This window comes from uncultured Microbacterium sp. (assembly GCF_963524805.1).
Classification (GTDB): Bacteria; Actinomycetota; Actinomycetes; order Actinomycetales; family Microbacteriaceae; genus Microbacterium.
This window is the reverse complement of sequence record NZ_CAURGG010000003.1, coordinates 105,080-121,772: the sequence shown is the minus strand read 5'-3', so window position 1 is coordinate 121,772 and position 16,693 is coordinate 105,080. Positions and strand designations below refer to the sequence as shown.

Genomic DNA, 16,693 nt, shown 5'->3' with positions numbered 1-16,693 from the left:
AAGACACCGCTTGTGGCGGACATCCCCCGAACAGGCGTCGAGTCTATCCGACGGCACTGCTGCCCCATTCTTCCAGCAGCGCCTGAGCAGGTTCTGTACGGCGTGCGCCGTGTCAGCGCATCCGCGTCACAGCGCGCGCAGGACCGCCGCCACCCCGCCGGCCTCGACCGATGTGGTGACCTCGCCGGCGGCATCCCGCACCTCCTGCGGGCCCTGCTCCATCGCGACGGCGCGTCCGCCGTTCTCGAGCGCCCAGCGGAACATGCCGACATCGTTGCGGCCGTCGCCCATGACGAGAACGTGAGCGGGGTCGACGCCCAGCCACTCGCGGACGCGCTCGAGGGCAGTGCCCTTGTCCACGCCCTGCGGCGCGATGTCCAGCCATGCCGTCCAGCCGACCGCGTACGAGACCTCGTTGAGTCCGATGCGCTCGACCAGCTCGACGAAGTCGTCCTCGGTGTCTCCGGGCGAGACCACGACGATGCGGCACACCGGCGTCGAGCTGAGCTCATCGAACGGCACGCGGGACGCGTTCGCCAGGTTCCAGTCGCCGAGATGCTCGGTGAAGAGGCGATGGCCATCGGCGAGCTCCACCATGTACTTCGCGTCGGGCAGGTGCTCGCGCAGGAGCGTGAGCACCTCGGTCGGGTCGAACGTCTCGGTGAAGAACCTCCCGTACTCGAGGCCCTCGCCCTCGCGCCGGCGCAGGATGACGGCACCGTTGGAGCACACGACGAACTGCGGCGACATGCCGAGCGCGCGAAGGATGTCCTCCGTGCCCTCCCAGCTGCGGCCGGTGGCGAGCATGAGCTCGTGGCCGTCGCGTTGTGCGCGATCGACGGCTTCGACGACGCCCGGGCTGAGCGTCTCGTCCTCGAGCAGCACGGTTCCGTCGATGTCGAGCACGATGAGCAGCCGCTCGGTCGTGGTGGTCGGGTCCTCGGTGTCGCGCGCGATGTCCTCGACGATCTCGGCCGCCTCGGCGGGCGGGACGACCTCGATGGATCCGGTCTCGGGCAGGCGGCCTTCCGTCACGCGGTCGGCTCCATGATCTCCAGGCCGCCGAGGTACGGGCGCAGCACCTCCGGCACGACGACGGACCCGTCGGCGCGCTGATGCGTCTCGAGCATCGCGACGATCCAGCGCGTCGTGGCGAGGGTGCCGTTCAGTGTCGCGACGGGCTGCGTCCTGCCCGCACCCGCACCGCCGTCCTCGGCGGGGGGACGGTGGCGGATGCTGAGCCGCCGCGCCTGGTACGTCGTGCAGTTCGAGGTCGAGGTGAGCTCGCGGTACGCGCCCTGCGTCGGCACCCATGCCTCGACGTCGTACTTGCGTGCGGCACTGGAGCCGAGGTCGCCCGCCGCCACGTCGATCACCCGGTAGCTCAGGCCCAGGCTCTGCAGCATCTGCTCCTGCATCTCGACCAGGCGCAGGTGCTCGGCCTCGGCGTCCTCCGGCGTCGTGTACACGAACATCTCGAGCTTGTTGAACTGGTGCACCCGGATGATGCCGCGGGTGTCCTTGCCGTACGAGCCGGCCTCGCGGCGGTAGCACGTCGACCAGCCGGCGTAGCGCTTCGCACCGCTGGACAGGTCGATGATCTCGTCCATGTGGTAGCCCGCCAGGGGCACCTCGCTCGTGCCGACGAGGTAGAGGTCGTCCTCTTCGAGGTGGTAGATCTCATCGGCATGCTGCCCGAGGAAGCCGGTGCCCCGCATCACCTCGGGCCGCACGAGCGTCGGCGGGATCAGCGGGATGAAACCCGCCTGCAGGGCGCGGTCGAGGGCGAGCATCATGAGGGCGAACTCGAGCCGTGCGCCGATGCCCTTCAGGAAGTAGAACCGGCTGCCCGACACCTTCGTGCCGCGCTCCATGTCGATCGCGTCGAGCAGCTCGCCCAGTTCGAGGTGATCGCGGGGCTCGAAGTCGAACGTCGGGATCTCGCCGTGGGTGCGCAGCGTGACGAAGTTGTCTTCGCCGCCCGCCGGAACGCCCTCGATGACGATGTTCTCGATGCGAGCGAGGGCAGCGTCGGCCGCCTCCTCGGCGGCCGTCACGGCGTGCTGCGCCGCCTTGACCTGGTCGCTCAGAGCCTTCGCCTCGGTCACCAGGGCGGCCTTCTCGTCCTTCGGCGCCTGTGCGACGCGCTTGCCGTGGGCGTTCTGCCGTGCTCGCAGCTCCTCGAAGGCGGTGATCGCCGCGCGGCGGTCGCGGTCTGCGGTCAGCGCATCATCCACCGTGCTCGTGGACTCTCCGCGCGCCTCCTGCGAGCGCTTGACCAGCTCGGGATTCTCGCGCAGGACAGTCAGATCGATCACCCGATAAGTCTAGTCAGCGGCATCCCTCCGGCTCCTCGGCCGCCGTCGCAGCCCGGGACGCCGGCATCCGCGAGCCGATCGCGACACGGCTATCGTGTGACCATGACCGAGGCCGCTGCACCCCGCCATGCAGCGCTGGTCTACAACCCCATCAAGGTGGATGCCCCCACCCTGCGCGCCCTGGTCGCCCGGCTGTCCGCCGCCGCCGGCTGGGCAGCGCCGTCGTTCCACGAGACCACGGTCGAGGATCTGGGCGCCGGCGTGACCCGTCAGGCGCTCGAGGCGGGCGCGGCGGCCGTGCTCGTCGCGGGCGGCGACGGCACGGTGCGCGCCGTGGTGGAGTCGATGAGCGGCACCGGCGTGCCGCTGACGATAATCCCGAGCGGCACGGGCAACCTGCTCGCCCGCAACCTGCTGCTGCCGTTGACGGATCCCGCGACCATGGTGCAGGCGACCTTCTCCGGCGATCAGCTCGCCGTGGACGTCGGATTCGCCGCCATCCGGCGGGCGGACGGCACCAGCGAGGAACGCGCGTTCGTCGTGATGGGCGGCATGGGCCTGGACGCGGCGATGATCGCGAACACGAACGGCGTGCTGAAGAAGCGGGTCGGCTGGATCGCCTATGTGGACGGCGCCGCGCGGTCCCTGGCGAACGCCAAGCCGTTTCGCATCATGTACCAGGTGGCCGGCCGCCGCCTGCACTCGGCGCGGGTGCAGAGCATCCTCATCGCCAACTGCGGTTCGCTTCCGGCGGGGCTCGAGCTCATCCCCTCGGCATCCGTGTCCGACGGCGAGCTGGACATCGCGATCTTCCAGCCCAAGAACGCCCTGGGCTGGGTGCTGGTGTGGCGACGCGTCGCGTGGGACAACAGCTTCCTGCGCCGCTTCCGGGCAGGCCGTCAGGTGCTGGCTCTGCGGACGGAGGACAACTCGGTGCTGTACGCGCGCGGCACGGGCCTGGACGTTGCGACGGATCCGGCCCAGCCGGTGCAGCTGGACGGCGACCAGTTCGGCCAGGCGATCCGCCTGCGGTGCCGGGTCGTCGCGGGCGGCGTGACGGTGATGCTGCCGAAGGGACACGACACCGCGCGCCTCTGAGTCGCGACCGCGGTCAGGTGCCGGGCGTGGACGCGTCGGGCGCGACCACTCCGGCGACGGCGGTGAACAGCGGGTTGGCGATGTTGCTGTTGTCCGGGGCTCCGGTCGAAGGGTCGAACGCGTCGTCGGCGTACGTGGCGGCGATGGCGATCGTGACGTCCTCCGAGGGCAGGTACGCGCTGACCCCCGCGAAGCCGTGATACTGCGGGTTCTGCAGCAGCCAGTCTCCGGACAGGACGATGCCGAGCCCGTAGGTGTAGAACTCGTTCTGCACGAAGCAGGTGTTCGGGCAGGCGTCGAGCTTCGTCGTCTTTCCGCGCAGCGTCGGCGCGGTCATCTTCTCGAACGACTCGGCGCTGACCAGGTCTCCCCGGCCGATCGCCTGCAGGGTCGTCGCCATGTCGGTGATGTCGGTGTTCTGAATCGAGCCCGGCCCGAGCGACCACGACGGGTTCCAGTACGTCGAGTCCTCGATGTACGGCAGACCCTCGGCGACCTGGAGGTATTCACGGCGCTCACTGTCGAACGCGTGCAGCACGGGCTGCAGGATCTCCGGCGTACCGGGGTCGGCCGTCTGCTCCATGCCGAGCGGTTCGAAGATGCGCTCCTGAATGCTCTCGATCATCGGCTTTCCGGTGATCTTCTCGAGTGCGAGGGCGAGCAGCACGTAGTTCGTGTGGGCGTAGCCCCAGTTCGTGCCCGGCTCGAACAGCAGCGGCCGGCTCGTGCCGAACGTGTAGAGCTCCTCCGGAGTCCACTGCCGGAACGGATCCCGATTGAAGTCGTCGAGGAACGTCGCATCCTGGACGTAGTCGGCGTAGCCGGACGTCATCTGCGACAGCTGTCCGAGCGTGACCCGATCGGCGTTCGGCACGTCGGGCATCCACGTGGCGAGCTTGTCGTCCAGGGTCACGGTTCCCTCGTCGACGAGCTGCAGGAGCACCGTGGAGACCATCGGGATGGAGACCGCTCCGCTGCGGAAGTGCATATCCGTCGTGGCGGGCACGCCGCTCATCGACTCGCCCCACGCCTGCATCAGGACGACCTCGTCGCCGCGCAGGACCCGGACGATCGCCGCGCGCACGTAATGCTTCTCCATCGCGTCCTCGACGGCGGCCTGGATCGCGGCGACTTCGGCCGGATCTGCAGCCGGGCCCCCGGCATCCGCCGTCAGCGTCGGGGTCGGTGTCGGTGTCGGCGCCGGATCGGGGGCGGTGCAGCCCAGAAGCAGCAGCGCGACCGCCATCGAGGCGACACCGCCGATGGACCTCGCCCGAGTCCGCCGCGCACCGCCCATGACGCCCCTGTCCCCCGCTGTCGATCCCCCGGCGCGCCCAGACTATGCCCGCGCGCGACCCGCCCACAGTGGCTCGTCAATCCGGTTCGATCGGAGCCCGGCCGCCGCAGCCGCGGTTACGATCCGAGGGTGACCTCGCCCTCGATCGTCTGGTTCCGCGACGACCTCCGGCTCGCGGACAATCCGGCCCTGCGCGCCGCCGTCGATCGAGGCGAGCCGATCATCGCGCTGTACGTCCTCGACGAGGAGTCCGACGGCATCCGGCCGCTCGGCGGGGCGGCGAAGTGGTGGCTGCACGGCTCGCTGGCCTCGCTTGGCGAGCGCGTGTCCGAACGGGGCGGCACGCTGATCCTGCGGCGCGGGCCGGCGGGCCGGGTCGCGCGCGAGGTCGTCTCGGAGTCCGGCGCCGGCGCGGTCTTCTGGAACCGCCGCTACGGCGGCGCCGAGCGCGGGGTGGATGCGGAGCTCAAGGTGGGACTGCGGGATGACGGCCTGAGCGTGGAGTCGTTCGCCGCCTCCCTGCTGTTCGAACCGTGGACCGTGCAGACCGGCGGCGGTACGCCGTACTCGGTCTTCACGCCGTTCTGGCGCGCATGCCAGGCGATGCCCACACCGCGCGCCCCGCTGGCCGAACCGCGCACGATCTCCGGCCCGGCATCCACCCCGAAAAGCGACGACCTCGACGATTGGATGCTGCTGCCCAACGCGCCTGATTGGGCGGGGGGCCTGCGCGAGACGTGGGAGCCCGGCGAACCGGCGGCACGCGCGCGACTGCGCGAGTTCCTCGCCGACGATCTGACCGACTACGACCGCACGCGCGACGAGCCCTCGGCCGGCGCGACGTCTGCTCTGTCGCCGCGGCTGCGGTGGGGCGAGATCAGTCCGTACACCGTGTGGCACGAGACGGTCGCCTCCGGCAGGGACGCCGGACGGTTCCTCTCCGAGATCGGATGGCGGGAGTTCGCCGCCCACGTGCTGTTCCACCACCCCGATCTCGCGACGAAGAACCTGCGCCCCGAGTTCGACGCCTTCCCCTGGCCCCGGCTGAATCGGTCGCGCCTCGAGGCCTGGCAGCAGGGGCGCACCGGAATCCCGCTCGTCGATGCGGGCATGCGGGAGCTCTGGCACACCGGGGCGATGCACAACCGCATCCGCATGGTGACGGCATCCTTCCTCATCAAGAATCTGCTGATCGACTGGCGCCATGGGGAGCAGTGGTTCTGGGACACGCTGGTGGATGCCGACGGCGCGAGCAACCCGTTCAACTGGCAGTGGGTCGCCGGTTCGGGCGCAGACGCGGCGCCGTACTTCCGGGTGTTCAATCCCGAGCTTCAGGCGAAGAAGTTCGATCCGCACGCGGAGTACATCCGCCGGTGGGCACCCGAATACCGCCCGGACTCGGGCGAGCTCGCGCCGCAGCCGATCGTCGATCTCGGCGAGACGCGCAAGGCCGCTCTGGCCGCGTACGAGCAGATGCGGCGCACCTCGCGCTGACGGTGTCGTGGGCCGGGTGCCGCGGAATCAGGATGAACAGGCCTCAACCGCGCCATTTGAGCTCCGGGAGGTCGTTTCGTCCTGAGAGCGCCACGCTGATCGGGCGGAGGTGATCGGGCCACGGGCATCAGCCACGGGCATCGGGCGGAGGTGATCGGGCGGAATAGACGCGGTGGTCACCCGGGTTGATCCTGGGGATGTCTTCTTCGTCCGCCCTGCCCGCTCTGTCCGTCCTCGATCTCGTGCCCGTGCGCACCGCGCAGACCAGCGCGCAGGCGGTCGCCTCGTCGCTCGCGCTCGTGGCGCGGACCGACGAGCTCGGCTACCGGCGGTACTGGTTCGCCGAGCACCACAACATGCCGGCGGTCGCCTCGACCACTCCCCCGGTGCTGATCGCCGCGGCCGCGGCGCGCAGCACCCGCATCCGCGTCGGATCGGGCGGCGTGATGCTGCCGAACCATTCCCCGCTCGTGGTCGCCGAGCAGTTCGCGGCGCTCGAGGCTCTCGCGCCCGGCCGCATCGACCTCGGCATCGGACGCGCACCGGGCAGCGACCCGGTGATCACCCAGTTGCTGCGGATGTCGGGCACCACCTCCGATGTGGAGCGGTTCCCCGAGCACATCCGCGACATCCTCTCGCTCGTCTCGCGCGAGGGGGCCACCGTGCGGTACACGAGCGGCGGCACGTACGACGTACATGCGACCCCGGCCGCCGAGGGCGCTCCCGAGGTGTGGCTGCTGGGCTCGAGCGACTACTCGGCACAGCTGGCGGCATCCCTCGGCCTGCCCTACGTGTTCGCGAACCACTTCTCGGGTGAGGGGCTCGATCGTGCGCTCGACCTGTATCGCGGAGGGTACTCACCGTCGCCCGAGCACCCCGAGCCGCAGACGTTCCTCACGATCAACGCCGTCGCCGCGCCCACCGCGGAAGAGGCCGAGGCTCGTGCGATCCCGCAGCTGCGCATGATGGCGCGCCTGCGCACCGGCAAGGCCCTCACCGCGCTCGAGACGGTCGAGCAGGCGCGCGCCGCCCTCGTGGTCGAGGCCGACGCGCAGGCCGAGTCGATCATGGCGTCGGCGCGCAGTCGCTGGCTGGTCGGCACCGGACCGGAGGTGCAGGCTCAGGTGACCGAGTTCGCGTCGCGGTACGGCGTCGACGAGGTCATGATCTCGCCGGTGGCGGGAGCGTTCGACGGCGAGCCGATGGATGCCGCGCTCGCCCGCGTGCAGACGCTCGAACTGCTCGCCGCCTGACCGATCACCAGGCGATCAGCTGACGCGGCGTGATCTCGATGACCACGCTGTAGCGCACGGCCATCTCGGCCAGCGTCATCTTCAGGCCCGCCAGGCCGCTGCGGTACTTTTCGGCGTACTCGTCGCCGATCTCATCGAGCCACTCGGCGGCCGGCCTCGGCGACAGCGTCGCCGTGCCGCGCAGCACGGTCAGCTGCTCGTGGTCCTCACCGGCTTCGAGGTGCAGCACGACGCGCCCGTCGGCGCGCAGATTGCGCACCTTGGCGGTCGCCGGTTCGCTGAAGATCAGTGCCCGCCCGTCTCGCCAGAGGAACCAGACCGGCACGGCGTGCGGAAAGCCGTCGCGTCCGGTCGTGCCGATCCACGCGATCTGCTCGGATGCCAGCCGGGCGAGGGCCCGCGCATGCACATCGTTCGCGGGGTCGAACGCGAACGGGGCCTCACTGATCGGCATCGGCTCAGGCCTCCGGCTCGCCGCTGACCAGACCGCGCAGCCAGTCGCGCGCCTCGACGAACACGTCGTCCGAGTAGCGCTCCGGGTAGCGGACGATGGCCCGGTCCGCGCGCGGGTACGAGCCCAGGAACACGACCTTCGGGCTGAATCTGCGCAGGCCCAGAAGCGCATCGGCCATGCGCTCGTCCTCGACGTGCCCGTCGGCGTCGATCACGAATCGGTACCGCCCCAGTGCGTCCCCGATCGGGCGCGAGGCCAGCAGCGACAGGTTGATGCCGCGCGTGGCGAACTGCTCGAGCATCTCGAGCAGGGCGCCGGGGTGGTCCTCGGGCAGCTCGGCGATGAGCGAGGTCTTGTCGGCGCCGGTCGGCGAGGGGGGCGCAACGGTGCGGGCGACGAGCACGAAGCGGGTGACCGCCTCGGCGTTGTCGCCGATCTTCTCGGCGAGCAGGTCGAGGTCGTGATGCTCGAGGATGCCGGGCGGCGAGATGGCGGCATCCGCATCGCTCGTGCCGTCGAGCAGGCCGACCGCGCTGGCGACATTGCTGGATGCCGGGATGTGCGCGTGGGCGGGCAGATTCTCGGTCAGCCACTGCAGGCACTGCGCGTAGGCGACCGGGTGGGCGGCGATGAGCGACACGTCTTCGAGCGTCGTGCCGGGACGCGCGACGAGCACGAACTCCACGGGGACGAGGTACTCCCCGACGATGCGCAGGCCCGGCATCGTGGCGAGGGCATCCTGCGCGGTCGAGACCCCGCCGTCGATCGAGTTCTCGATCGCGATCATGGCGGCATCCGACCTGCCCTCGACGACGTCGGCGAGCGCTTCGCCGACGTTGCGCACCGACCGCCAGATCTGGTTGCGCGCCTCGGGAACCTGAGCGAGGGCGGCCTCGGTGAAGGTTCCGGCCGGGCCCAGGTAGCTGTACGTGCGTCGCGCGGGCATCTCGGCGGTCTCCGTTGTCACGGGTGTCAGCCTATCCGCGTGCCGAACTCAGGCTGAGCGCTCGCGCCCGGCCACCGCCTCCGCGGGATTGCGGGAGTACGCTCGGGCGGCATCGGCGTTCAGCCTGAGTTCGGCATCGAGCGGGGCCCGGCGGGTGGCCCTCGAAGCGGTCATGCGGTATGCGACCGGGCTCGGCGATCACGTGCGGCGGAGGCGGAACTGTCGCGCACCGGTGCGGAACAGGCAGACTAGGCGCATGACTCGCGCAGGACAGCCCGCTGAAGCATCCGATCTGATCGACGTCGATGAGCTGATCAACGCCTACTACGACCGAAAGCCGGATGCCGCCATCCCCGAGCAGCGCGTGGCGTTCGGCACGAGCGGCCACCGCGGCTCGTCGCTGAGCACGAGCTTCAACGAGGACCACATCCTCGCCACCACCCAGGCGATCGTCGACTACCGCAACGCCCAGGGCATCGCCGGGCCGCTGTTCCTCGGCCGCGACACGCACGGGTTGTCGCTGCCCGCCGAGCGCAGCGCGATCGAGGTGCTCGTCGCGAACGGCATCGACGTGCGCGTCGATGCCCGCGACTCGTGGGTGCCGACGCCCGCGCTCAGTCACGCGATCCTCGCCTACAACCGCGGGCGGGCGCTGGATGACCCGGGCCGCTCGGACGGCATCGTCGTCACCCCGAGCCACAACCCGCCCCGCGACGGCGGCTTCAAGTACAACCCGCCGAACGGCGGGCCGGCCGACACCGACGCCACCGGCTGGATCGCCGACCGCGCCAACGAGCTGATCGCCGGCGGGCTGGAGGGCGTTCACCGCACGCCGTTCAAGGACATCGACGCCGACGCGCTCGGCGAGTACGACTTCCGCGAGGCGTACGTGCGCGACCTCGAGAACATCATCGACATCGCCGCGATCAAGAAGGCCGGGGTACGCATCGGCGCCGATCCGCTCGGCGGCGCGTCCGTGGAGTACTGGGCGCTGATCGCGGAGCATTACGGCCTCGACCTCACGGTCGTGAACCCCGACGTCGATCCCACCTGGCGGTTCATGACGCTGGACTGGGACGAGAAGATCCGGATGGATCCCTCCTCGCCGTCGGCGATGGCCTCGCTCGTCGCGAAGCGGCACGACTACGACATCCTCACCGGGAACGACGCGGATGCCGACCGCCACGGCATCGTCACCCCCGACGCCGGGCTCATGAACCCCAATCACTACCTCGCGGTCGCGATCGACTACCTCTACGCGCACCGTCCCGGCTGGCCCGCCGACTCGGCCGTCGGCAAGACCCTGGTGAGCTCGATGATCATCGACCGCGTCGCCGAGTCGCTCGGGCGAACCCTCCTGGAGGTGCCGGTCGGGTTCAAGTGGTTCGTGCCCGGTCTGCTCGACGGCTCGGTCGCCTTCGGCGGCGAGGAGTCGGCGGGCGCGTCGTTCCTGCGGTTCGACGGCACGGTCTGGACGACCGACAAGGACGGCATCCTGCTGTGCCTGCTGGCCGCGGAGATCCTCGCCGTCACGGGCAAGACGCCCTCGCAGCGGTATTCCGAGCTCGAGGACACGTTCGGCTCCTCGGCATACCAGCGCGTGGATGCCGCGGCATCCCCCGCTCAGAAGGCGCAGCTCGCGAAGCTCGCGCCCGAAGCGGTCACGGCGACCGAGCTGGCCGGCGAGCCGATCGTCGCGAAGCTCTCGCACGCGCCGGGCAACGGAGCGGCCATCGGCGGCCTGAAGGTCGTGACCGAGCATGCGTGGTTCGCCGCGCGCCCCTCCGGCACCGAGGACGTGTACAAGCTGTACGCCGAGTCCCTGCGTGGCGAGGAGCACTTGCGCGAAGTGCAGGAAGAAGCGCGCGCGGTCGTCGCGGCGGCGCTCGGCGACGCCTGAGCCGGCGTCAGCGCGGCGCGGGAGCGGTGGTCGACCCGCGCACGACCAGAGACGTCGCCAGGTCGAGCCGGGTCGAGTCGACCGGCACGCCGTCGCGCAGTCTGAGCACGAGGCGGGTCGCCTCCTCGGCCATCGCCCGCACCGGCTGGCGGATGGTCGTGAGCGGCGGACTGGTCAGCTCGGCGAGCGGGATGTCGTCGTAGCCCACGACGGAGAGGTCGCGGGGGACCTCGAGCCCGCGACGGTTCGCCGCGCGGATCACGCCCAGCGCCTGGAGGTCGCTGCCCGCAACGATCGCGGTCGGCGGCTCGTCCGCCCCCAGCAGCGCCTCACCCTGGCGCTCGCCGGTGCGCTCCCGGAAGTCGCCGTGGCGGACGCGACCGGCCGGCACGGAAAGGTCGGCCGACCGCATCGCCGAGCGGAATCCGTCCAGACGCGCCTGTGCGGCCATGACGTCGCGCGGGCCCGCGATCGCCGCGATCGCGCGATGGCCGAGGTCGATGAGGTGCCGGGTCGCCAGCACCCCGCCGTGCCAGTTCGCCGAGCCGATCGCCGGAACCCCCGGCGCGGGATCGCCGCTCGGGTCGAGGATGACGAACGGGATGCCGCGCGCCCGCAGCTTGCGACGACCGGCGGGCGGCAGCCCGGCGAAGACGAGCACCACGGCCGCCGGCCGGCGCCGCAGGACGTCGGTGAGCCATTCGGCCGCGGGCGCGTGGCGGTCGCCGTTGACCGAGAGCGAGATGGTCAGGTCCGCCTCGGCGGCCACCTCGCGGACACCCTCGATGACCTCCAGCGACCAGTTCGGATCGAGCCGGTGCAGGACGACCTCGATGAAGTCGCTGCGACTGGTGCCGCGCCGGGCGTATCCACGCCGCTGGAGCTGAGCTTCGACGCGGGCACGCGTCGGGGCGGCGACATCGCCCCGGCCGTTCAGGACCTTCGAGATCGTCGTGACGGACACTCCGGTCTCGGCCGCGATCGTCGCCAGAGTCACCCGTTTCGGATCAGCCATGTGGTCTCGGGTGTCTCGACGTCAGGCGAGCGTCATCGCGGTCCACGAGACCGGCGGCAGGGTGATGGTCACGGTGCCGTCGTGCAGTCGTGCCGATTCGTTGCGACGAAGACCGACGCGCTCGGGGTTCTCCAGAGTGTTCGACGCGTGGATGTCCTCATCCCAGAGCGACTCGACGGATCCGAGCTGGACATCGCCGAGCAGGCGCACGTCGATGTCGAGCGTCACCTCCTCCTCGAGGCTCCGGTTCACCAGGAAGACCGACGCCTCGCCGCTCTCCGCGTCGATCGTCGCCACGGCGTCGACCACCGGCACCGCTCCGTACTGCGCGGTCTCGTAGGTCGGGCAGTCCAGCTTCAGCTCGAGGGTGACCCCTCGGGCGAGGCGCGACGTGACCGCGAACGGGAAGAACGTCGTCTGACGCCACGCCGCCCCGCCCGGCTCGGTCATGATCGGTGCGATGACGTTGACCAGCTGAGCGAGGGATGCCGCCGTCACGCGATCGGCGTGGCGGATCAGCGAGATCATCAGGTCGCCGAAGACGACGGCATCCACCACGGAGTAGACGTCCTCGAGCAGGCGGGGCGCGACCGGCCACTCGTCGACGGCGGTGATGCGATCGACGTCGTTGTAACGGGACTGGTACCAGACGTTCCACTCGTCGAAGGAGATGTTGACCGTCTTGTCGCTGCCGCGCACCGCTTTGACATGGTCGGCGGTCGCCACGACGGATTCGATGAAGCGGTCCATGTTCACCGCCGAGGCGAGGAAGCTGCCGTAGTCGCCCCCGACCGGCTCGTAGTAGGCGTGGCAGGAGATGAAGTCGACGTCGTCATAGGTCTGCTCGAGGACCACGCGCTCCCACGTTCCGAAGGTCGGCATCTGCGCCCCGGAGCTGCCGCACACGACGAGCTCGAGGTCGGGGTCGATCTGACGCATGGCGCGTGCCGTCTTGGACGCGAGCTCGGCATAGCCGCTCGCCGTGCCGTGCCCGAGCTGCCACGGTCCGTCCATCTCGTTGCCCAGGCACCACATGCGCACGTTGTGCGGCTCGGCGGTGCCGTTGGCGACGCGCTGGTCGGACAGGCTCGTGCCGGAGCGGATGTTGGCGTACTCGAGCACGTCGAGGGCCTCCTGCACCCCCCGAGTGCCGAGGTTGACGGCATACATGAGCTCGCTGCCGACCTTGTTCAGCCAGATCGCGAACTCGTCGAGACCGACGTGGTTGGTCTCGGTGGAGTGCCACGCCAGGTCCAGGCGCCGGGGGCGCTCGTCGATCGGACCGATGCCGTCCTCCCACCGATATCCCGAGACGAAGTTGCCCCCGGGGTAGCGGATCGTCGTGACACCCAGTTCGCGGACGAGATCGATCACGTCCGTCCGGTACCCGTGCTCGTCCGCGGTGGGGTGTCCCGGCTCGTGGATGCCGTCGTAGACGCAGCGTCCCAGGTGCTCGACGAACGAGCCGAAGAGGCGGCGGTTGATGGGCCCGACGGCGAAGTGCGGGTCGATGACGAGTCGTGCGGTGATCATGCTTCTCTTCTTGAGTCGATCGCGGATGGGGCGGTCACGGGTTACTTGAGGCTTCCGATGGCGAGCCCGCCTCGCCAATAGCGCTGGAGCGTGAGGAACGCGATGATCAGCGGGATCACCGAGACCAGTGAGCCGAGGATGATGATGCTCCACAGGCTCTGTCCGCCCGCGGCGCCATAGGTCGAGGCAGTGGAGTTCCACAGCCCGATCCCCACGGTCACCGGGAAGAGCCGGTTGTCCGACAGCATGACGAGCGGCAGGAAGTAGTTGTTCCAGGACTGGACGATCGACAGCAGCAGCACGGTCACGATCGCCGGGCGCAGCAGCGGCAGCGCCACCGTGAAGAACGTGCGGAACTCACCTGCACCGTCGACGCGGGCGGCATCCAGCAACTCGTCGGGAACCGCATCACGTGCGTAGACGTTCATCAAGTAGACGCCGAACGGGTTCAGCAGCGTCGGGAAGATGACCGCCCAGATCGTGTTCGTCCAGCCCACCCCCGCGAACAGCACGAAGGTCGGGATCACGAGCGCCGTCGTGGGCACCATGACCGCCCCCAGCAGGATCGCGAACGAGAAGCGCCGGCCGGCGAAGCTGTACTTCGCAAGTCCGTAGCCGGCCAGTACCGCCAGCGCCGTCGCACCGACGCCGCCGACGAGCGCGTACAGCGCCGAGTTGGCCAGCCAGCGCGCGTAGATGCCCCCGCTGTAGGTGAACAGGTCGATGAAGTTCTGCACGTAATTGATGTCATCGGCGAACCAGAGCGAGCTGCCGCCGCCGAACAGGCCCGCCGCGCTCTTCGAGCTGTTGACGATCAGCCACCAGAACGGGATGAGGAAGTACAGCACGAGCAGCCCGAGCACGATGTTCAGAGGCACGCGGCCGGGCTGGCGCGGCATCGTGCGGCGCTCGAGGCCTCTGCGTGACGAGCGCCGTTCGTCGGTGCGCTCGATGGGTGTGACGCTCATGAGGTGAAGCTCCCTCGCTTGCGGGTCGCGAACAGGAAGATGTAGACGCACACGAACACCACGGCGCCCAGGGCGAACGAGATCGTCGCGCCGTAGTTGTAGTTCGCGAGCGAGAACGCCTGCTGATACGCATACATGTTGGGGGTGAAGTCGTTCGGGATCGCACCGGCGGCCAGCTGCTGGAGGATCTGCGGCTCGTTGAAGAACTGCAGTGTTCCGATCAGGGCGAAGACGAGGATCAGCAGGAGTGCGGGCGTCAGGAGCGGGATCTTGATCCGCAGGATGATCTGCCACTGCGACGCGCCGTCGATGCGAGCAGCCTCGTAGAGCGTCGGGTCGATGCCCTGCAGCGCCGCATAGATGATGATCATGTAGTAGCCCGCCCACTGCCACGTCACGATGTTGAGCAGGCCGTAGAAGATCAGGCTGGAGCTGAGGAAGTCGGGCGGCTGCTGCCCGAGGGACTCGAAGATCTCGGCGAGGGGGCCGAAGTTGTCGCTGTAGAGGAAGCCCCACATGAGCGCGCCGATCACGGTCGGGATCGCGTACGGCAGGAAGATCATGAGCCGCGAGAAGCGGGCGTACCTCGTGATCAGGATGTCGAGGATGAGCGCGATCGCCAGCGAGACGGCCATCTGCAGCGGGATCAGCACCAGCGAGAACCTCACGACGAACCAGACGCCGTCCAGAAACGACGGGTCGGTGAAGGCTTTGAGGTAGTTGCCGAACAGCACGAACTTCGTGCCGCCGATCAGCGACTTCTGGAACATGCTCAGGTAGAGCGCGTAGAAGATCGGGAGCACGAGGAGTGCGAGGAAGACGATGCCGAACGGGCCGACGAAGAGCCAGCCCATCAGGTTCTGACGGGCTGATGTCGACCGGCGGCGCTTCGTCGGGATGGCGACGTTTTCGAGCGTGGTGGTCATGATTTCTCCAGGTCTGTGAGGGGAAGGACCGGGGGTCGGACCGCGCGGACGCGGACCGACCCCCGGCTCAGATCACTCGACGACGGTGAATCCCTGCTCCTCGGCGTACGCCACCACGTCAGCCTGAAGGGCGTCCGCCGCTTCGGAGCCGGTCGCCGAGCCATCGATGATGGCGGCGATCTGGTTCGTCAGGGCGGAGTAGTAGTACTGTCCGAGCGGCGTGTAGGTCATGCCGGTGTAGGCGTCGGCCGCCGGCACATACACCTCCTTGTTGGCCTGCTGACCACTGAAGAACGGGACCTCGTAGTCCTGGAACTCGGACGAGGAGAGCACGTTCGTGTTCAGCGGGAAGATGATCTGCTGCTGCCAGCCTTCATCCAGCGATGCCGGGTCGGCGTAGACGCCGAAGGCGACCTTGGCGGCCAGTTCGGGGTCCGACGCCTGGCTGCTCACCACGAAGGCAGAGCCGCCCCAGTTGATCGAGACCGGGTTGGCCGGATCCCACTGCGGCATGGGGGCGGCGCCCCACACACCGGCGTCCGCACCCTCGCCGACGCCCGCACCCTGGAGGTATCCCGGAGCCCATGCGGCGGACAGGTACGTGGCGTAGTCGCCGCCGATCACGCCCGCGATGTACTCGGGGGTGAACTGGTCCTCCGTGCCGACGAGCCCCTTGTCGACGAGGCCGTCCCAGTAGTCCAGGACCTCCTTGATCTCGGGACTGTTCAGGTTGATCCCGATCTCGCCCTCGTTCGCCGGGTCGTACGTGAACGGCTCGGCGCCGTTGCCGTAGAAGTACGCCGTCGTCGTGGCGGGCTGGTTCGCCGCGAAGCTCGCGAACACCGGTCCTCCCGCATCCTTCAGCGCCTGCGCGGTGGTCTCGAGCTCGTCCCACGTCGTCGGCGCCGTGAGGCCGTACTGCTCGAAGATGTCGGTGCGGTAGATCATGCCCATGGGGCCGCCGTCGACCGGAGCGCCGTAGACCGCGTCGCCGACCGAGACGTCCTTCCAGGCGCCTTCGCTGAAGTTGTCCTTGACATCCGCGTAGCCGAGGTCGCTGAGGTCGACCAGCGCGTCCTGCACCTGGAAGGTGGGGATGCGGTCTGCCTCGACCATCATCACGTCGGGGGCGCCGCTTCCCGCCGAGACCGCGGTCTGGAACTTGTCGTAGGCGTCGCCTCCCGCGCCGGCGTTCGTCCAGCAGACCTGGACGTCGTCGCTGGCCTCGTTGAAGTTGTCGACGACCGTCTCCATGTTGGGGTACCACGCCCACATCGTCACCACGGGCAGGTCGGTCTTGGTGATCTTGTTGGTGCAGTTCGTCGCGTCGTTTCCGCCGCCGCCGCCGTCCGCGTCACTTCCGCCACCGGCGGAACATGACACGAGTGCACTCGCGAGTGCGAGTGTGGCTGCTGCAGCGATGACCGGTGTCGTCTTCACTGTGATTTCCTTTCGGATGCTGGACATCTTCGTCAAAGCGCCCACGACCCG

15 protein-coding genes are annotated in these 16,693 nt (G+C 69.3%); 4 read left to right on the top strand and 11 right to left on the bottom strand.

Translation table 11 applies throughout. The features are described 5' to 3' along the window. Positions 1–126 precede the first annotated feature (126 nt). Entirely contained in the window at positions 127–1,035 is a 909-nt protein-coding gene (locus RWQ91_RS08125; protein ID WP_314504620.1) for an HAD family hydrolase, read from the bottom strand. After that, a complete protein-coding gene (serS, locus tag RWQ91_RS08120) occupies positions 1,032–2,318 on the bottom strand; it encodes a serine--tRNA ligase (RefSeq protein ID WP_314504617.1) in 1,287 nt (428 codons plus the stop codon). Before serS ends, RWQ91_RS08125 begins: the two co-directional genes overlap by 4 nt. Before the next feature lie 102 nt (positions 2,319–2,420). On the opposite strand from serS, the gene RWQ91_RS08115 reads away from it, so the two are divergent. Next, positions 2,421–3,416: a diacylglycerol kinase family protein gene (locus RWQ91_RS08115; RefSeq protein ID WP_314504614.1), complete on the top strand. Its 996-nt coding sequence runs from the start codon at positions 2,421–2,423 to the stop codon at positions 3,414–3,416. 13 nt (positions 3,417–3,429) lie between these two features. On the opposite strand, the gene RWQ91_RS08110 is transcribed toward RWQ91_RS08115, so the two are convergent. Beyond that, complete coding sequence (locus RWQ91_RS08110; RefSeq protein ID WP_314504612.1) at positions 3,430–4,713, bottom strand: serine hydrolase domain-containing protein; 1,284 nt, start codon at positions 4,711–4,713, stop codon at positions 3,430–3,432. 129 nt (positions 4,714–4,842) lie between these two features. On the opposite strand from RWQ91_RS08110, the gene RWQ91_RS08105 reads away from it, so the two are divergent. Together RWQ91_RS08105 and RWQ91_RS08100 are read left to right on the top strand one after the other, a co-directional pair. Beyond that, complete coding sequence (locus RWQ91_RS08105; protein ID WP_314504610.1) at positions 4,843–6,207, top strand: deoxyribodipyrimidine photo-lyase; 1,365 nt, start codon at positions 4,843–4,845, stop codon at positions 6,205–6,207. Positions 6,208–6,404: 197 nt separating this feature from the next. Then, on the top strand, positions 6,405–7,460 hold the full coding sequence (locus tag RWQ91_RS08100; RefSeq protein WP_314504609.1) for an LLM class flavin-dependent oxidoreductase: 1,056 nt from the start codon (positions 6,405–6,407) through the stop codon (positions 7,458–7,460). Between the two features lie 4 nt (positions 7,461–7,464). Here the strand turns inward: RWQ91_RS08100 and RWQ91_RS08095 are convergent, their stop codons facing one another. The 3 genes from RWQ91_RS08095 to RWQ91_RS08085 are packed head-to-tail and all read right to left on the bottom strand — an operon-like array spanning position 7,465 to position 9,034. Further along, entirely contained in the window at positions 7,465–7,914 is a 450-nt protein-coding gene (locus tag RWQ91_RS08095) for a TIGR03618 family F420-dependent PPOX class oxidoreductase (RefSeq protein ID WP_314504606.1), read from the bottom strand. A 4-nt stretch (positions 7,915–7,918) separates the two neighbouring features. Then, positions 7,919–8,860 (bottom strand): prephenate dehydratase, encoded by a 942-nt coding sequence (pheA, locus tag RWQ91_RS08090; protein ID WP_314505466.1) that lies wholly within the window; start codon positions 8,858–8,860, stop codon positions 7,919–7,921. Positions 8,861–8,908: 48 nt separating this feature from the next. Next, a complete protein-coding gene (locus RWQ91_RS08085) occupies positions 8,909–9,034 on the bottom strand; it encodes a hypothetical protein (RefSeq protein ID WP_314504605.1) in 126 nt (41 codons plus the stop codon). Between the two features lie 82 nt (positions 9,035–9,116). Here RWQ91_RS08085 and pgm point away from each other — a divergent pair, with 82 nt between their 5' ends. Further along, positions 9,117–10,760: a phosphoglucomutase (alpha-D-glucose-1,6-bisphosphate-dependent) gene (pgm, locus tag RWQ91_RS08080; RefSeq protein ID WP_314504602.1), complete on the top strand. Its 1,644-nt coding sequence runs from the start codon at positions 9,117–9,119 to the stop codon at positions 10,758–10,760. Between the two features lie 7 nt (positions 10,761–10,767). On the opposite strand, the gene RWQ91_RS08075 is transcribed toward pgm, so the two are convergent. The 5 genes from RWQ91_RS08075 to RWQ91_RS08055 all read right to left on the bottom strand — a co-directional run bounded on the left by RWQ91_RS08075 (position 10,768) and on the right by RWQ91_RS08055 (position 16,642). Continuing rightward, positions 10,768–11,775 carry a substrate-binding domain-containing protein gene (locus RWQ91_RS08075; RefSeq protein WP_314504598.1) on the bottom strand — a complete coding sequence of 336 codons (1,008 nt, stop codon included), beginning with the start codon at positions 11,773–11,775 and terminating at the stop codon, positions 10,768–10,770. A 21-nt stretch (positions 11,776–11,796) separates the two neighbouring features. Further along, positions 11,797–13,308 carry an alpha-N-arabinofuranosidase gene (locus RWQ91_RS08070; RefSeq protein WP_314504596.1) on the bottom strand — a complete coding sequence of 504 codons (1,512 nt, stop codon included), beginning with the start codon at positions 13,306–13,308 and terminating at the stop codon, positions 11,797–11,799. Positions 13,309–13,349: 41 nt separating this feature from the next. Further along, positions 13,350–14,276, bottom strand: coding sequence for a carbohydrate ABC transporter permease (locus RWQ91_RS08065; RefSeq protein ID WP_314504593.1), 927 nt, complete (start codon positions 14,274–14,276; stop codon positions 13,350–13,352). Then, a complete protein-coding gene (locus tag RWQ91_RS08060) occupies positions 14,273–15,202 on the bottom strand; it encodes a sugar ABC transporter permease (protein ID WP_314504590.1) in 930 nt (309 codons plus the stop codon). The genes RWQ91_RS08065 and RWQ91_RS08060 overlap by 4 nt, the downstream gene beginning before the upstream one ends. 72 nt (positions 15,203–15,274) lie before the next feature. Further along, the gene (locus RWQ91_RS08055; protein ID WP_314504588.1) at positions 15,275–16,642 is read right to left on the bottom strand and encodes an extracellular solute-binding protein; all 1,368 of its coding nucleotides are present in this window, start codon (positions 16,640–16,642) and stop codon (positions 15,275–15,277) included. Positions 16,643–16,693: the final 51 nt, after the last annotated feature.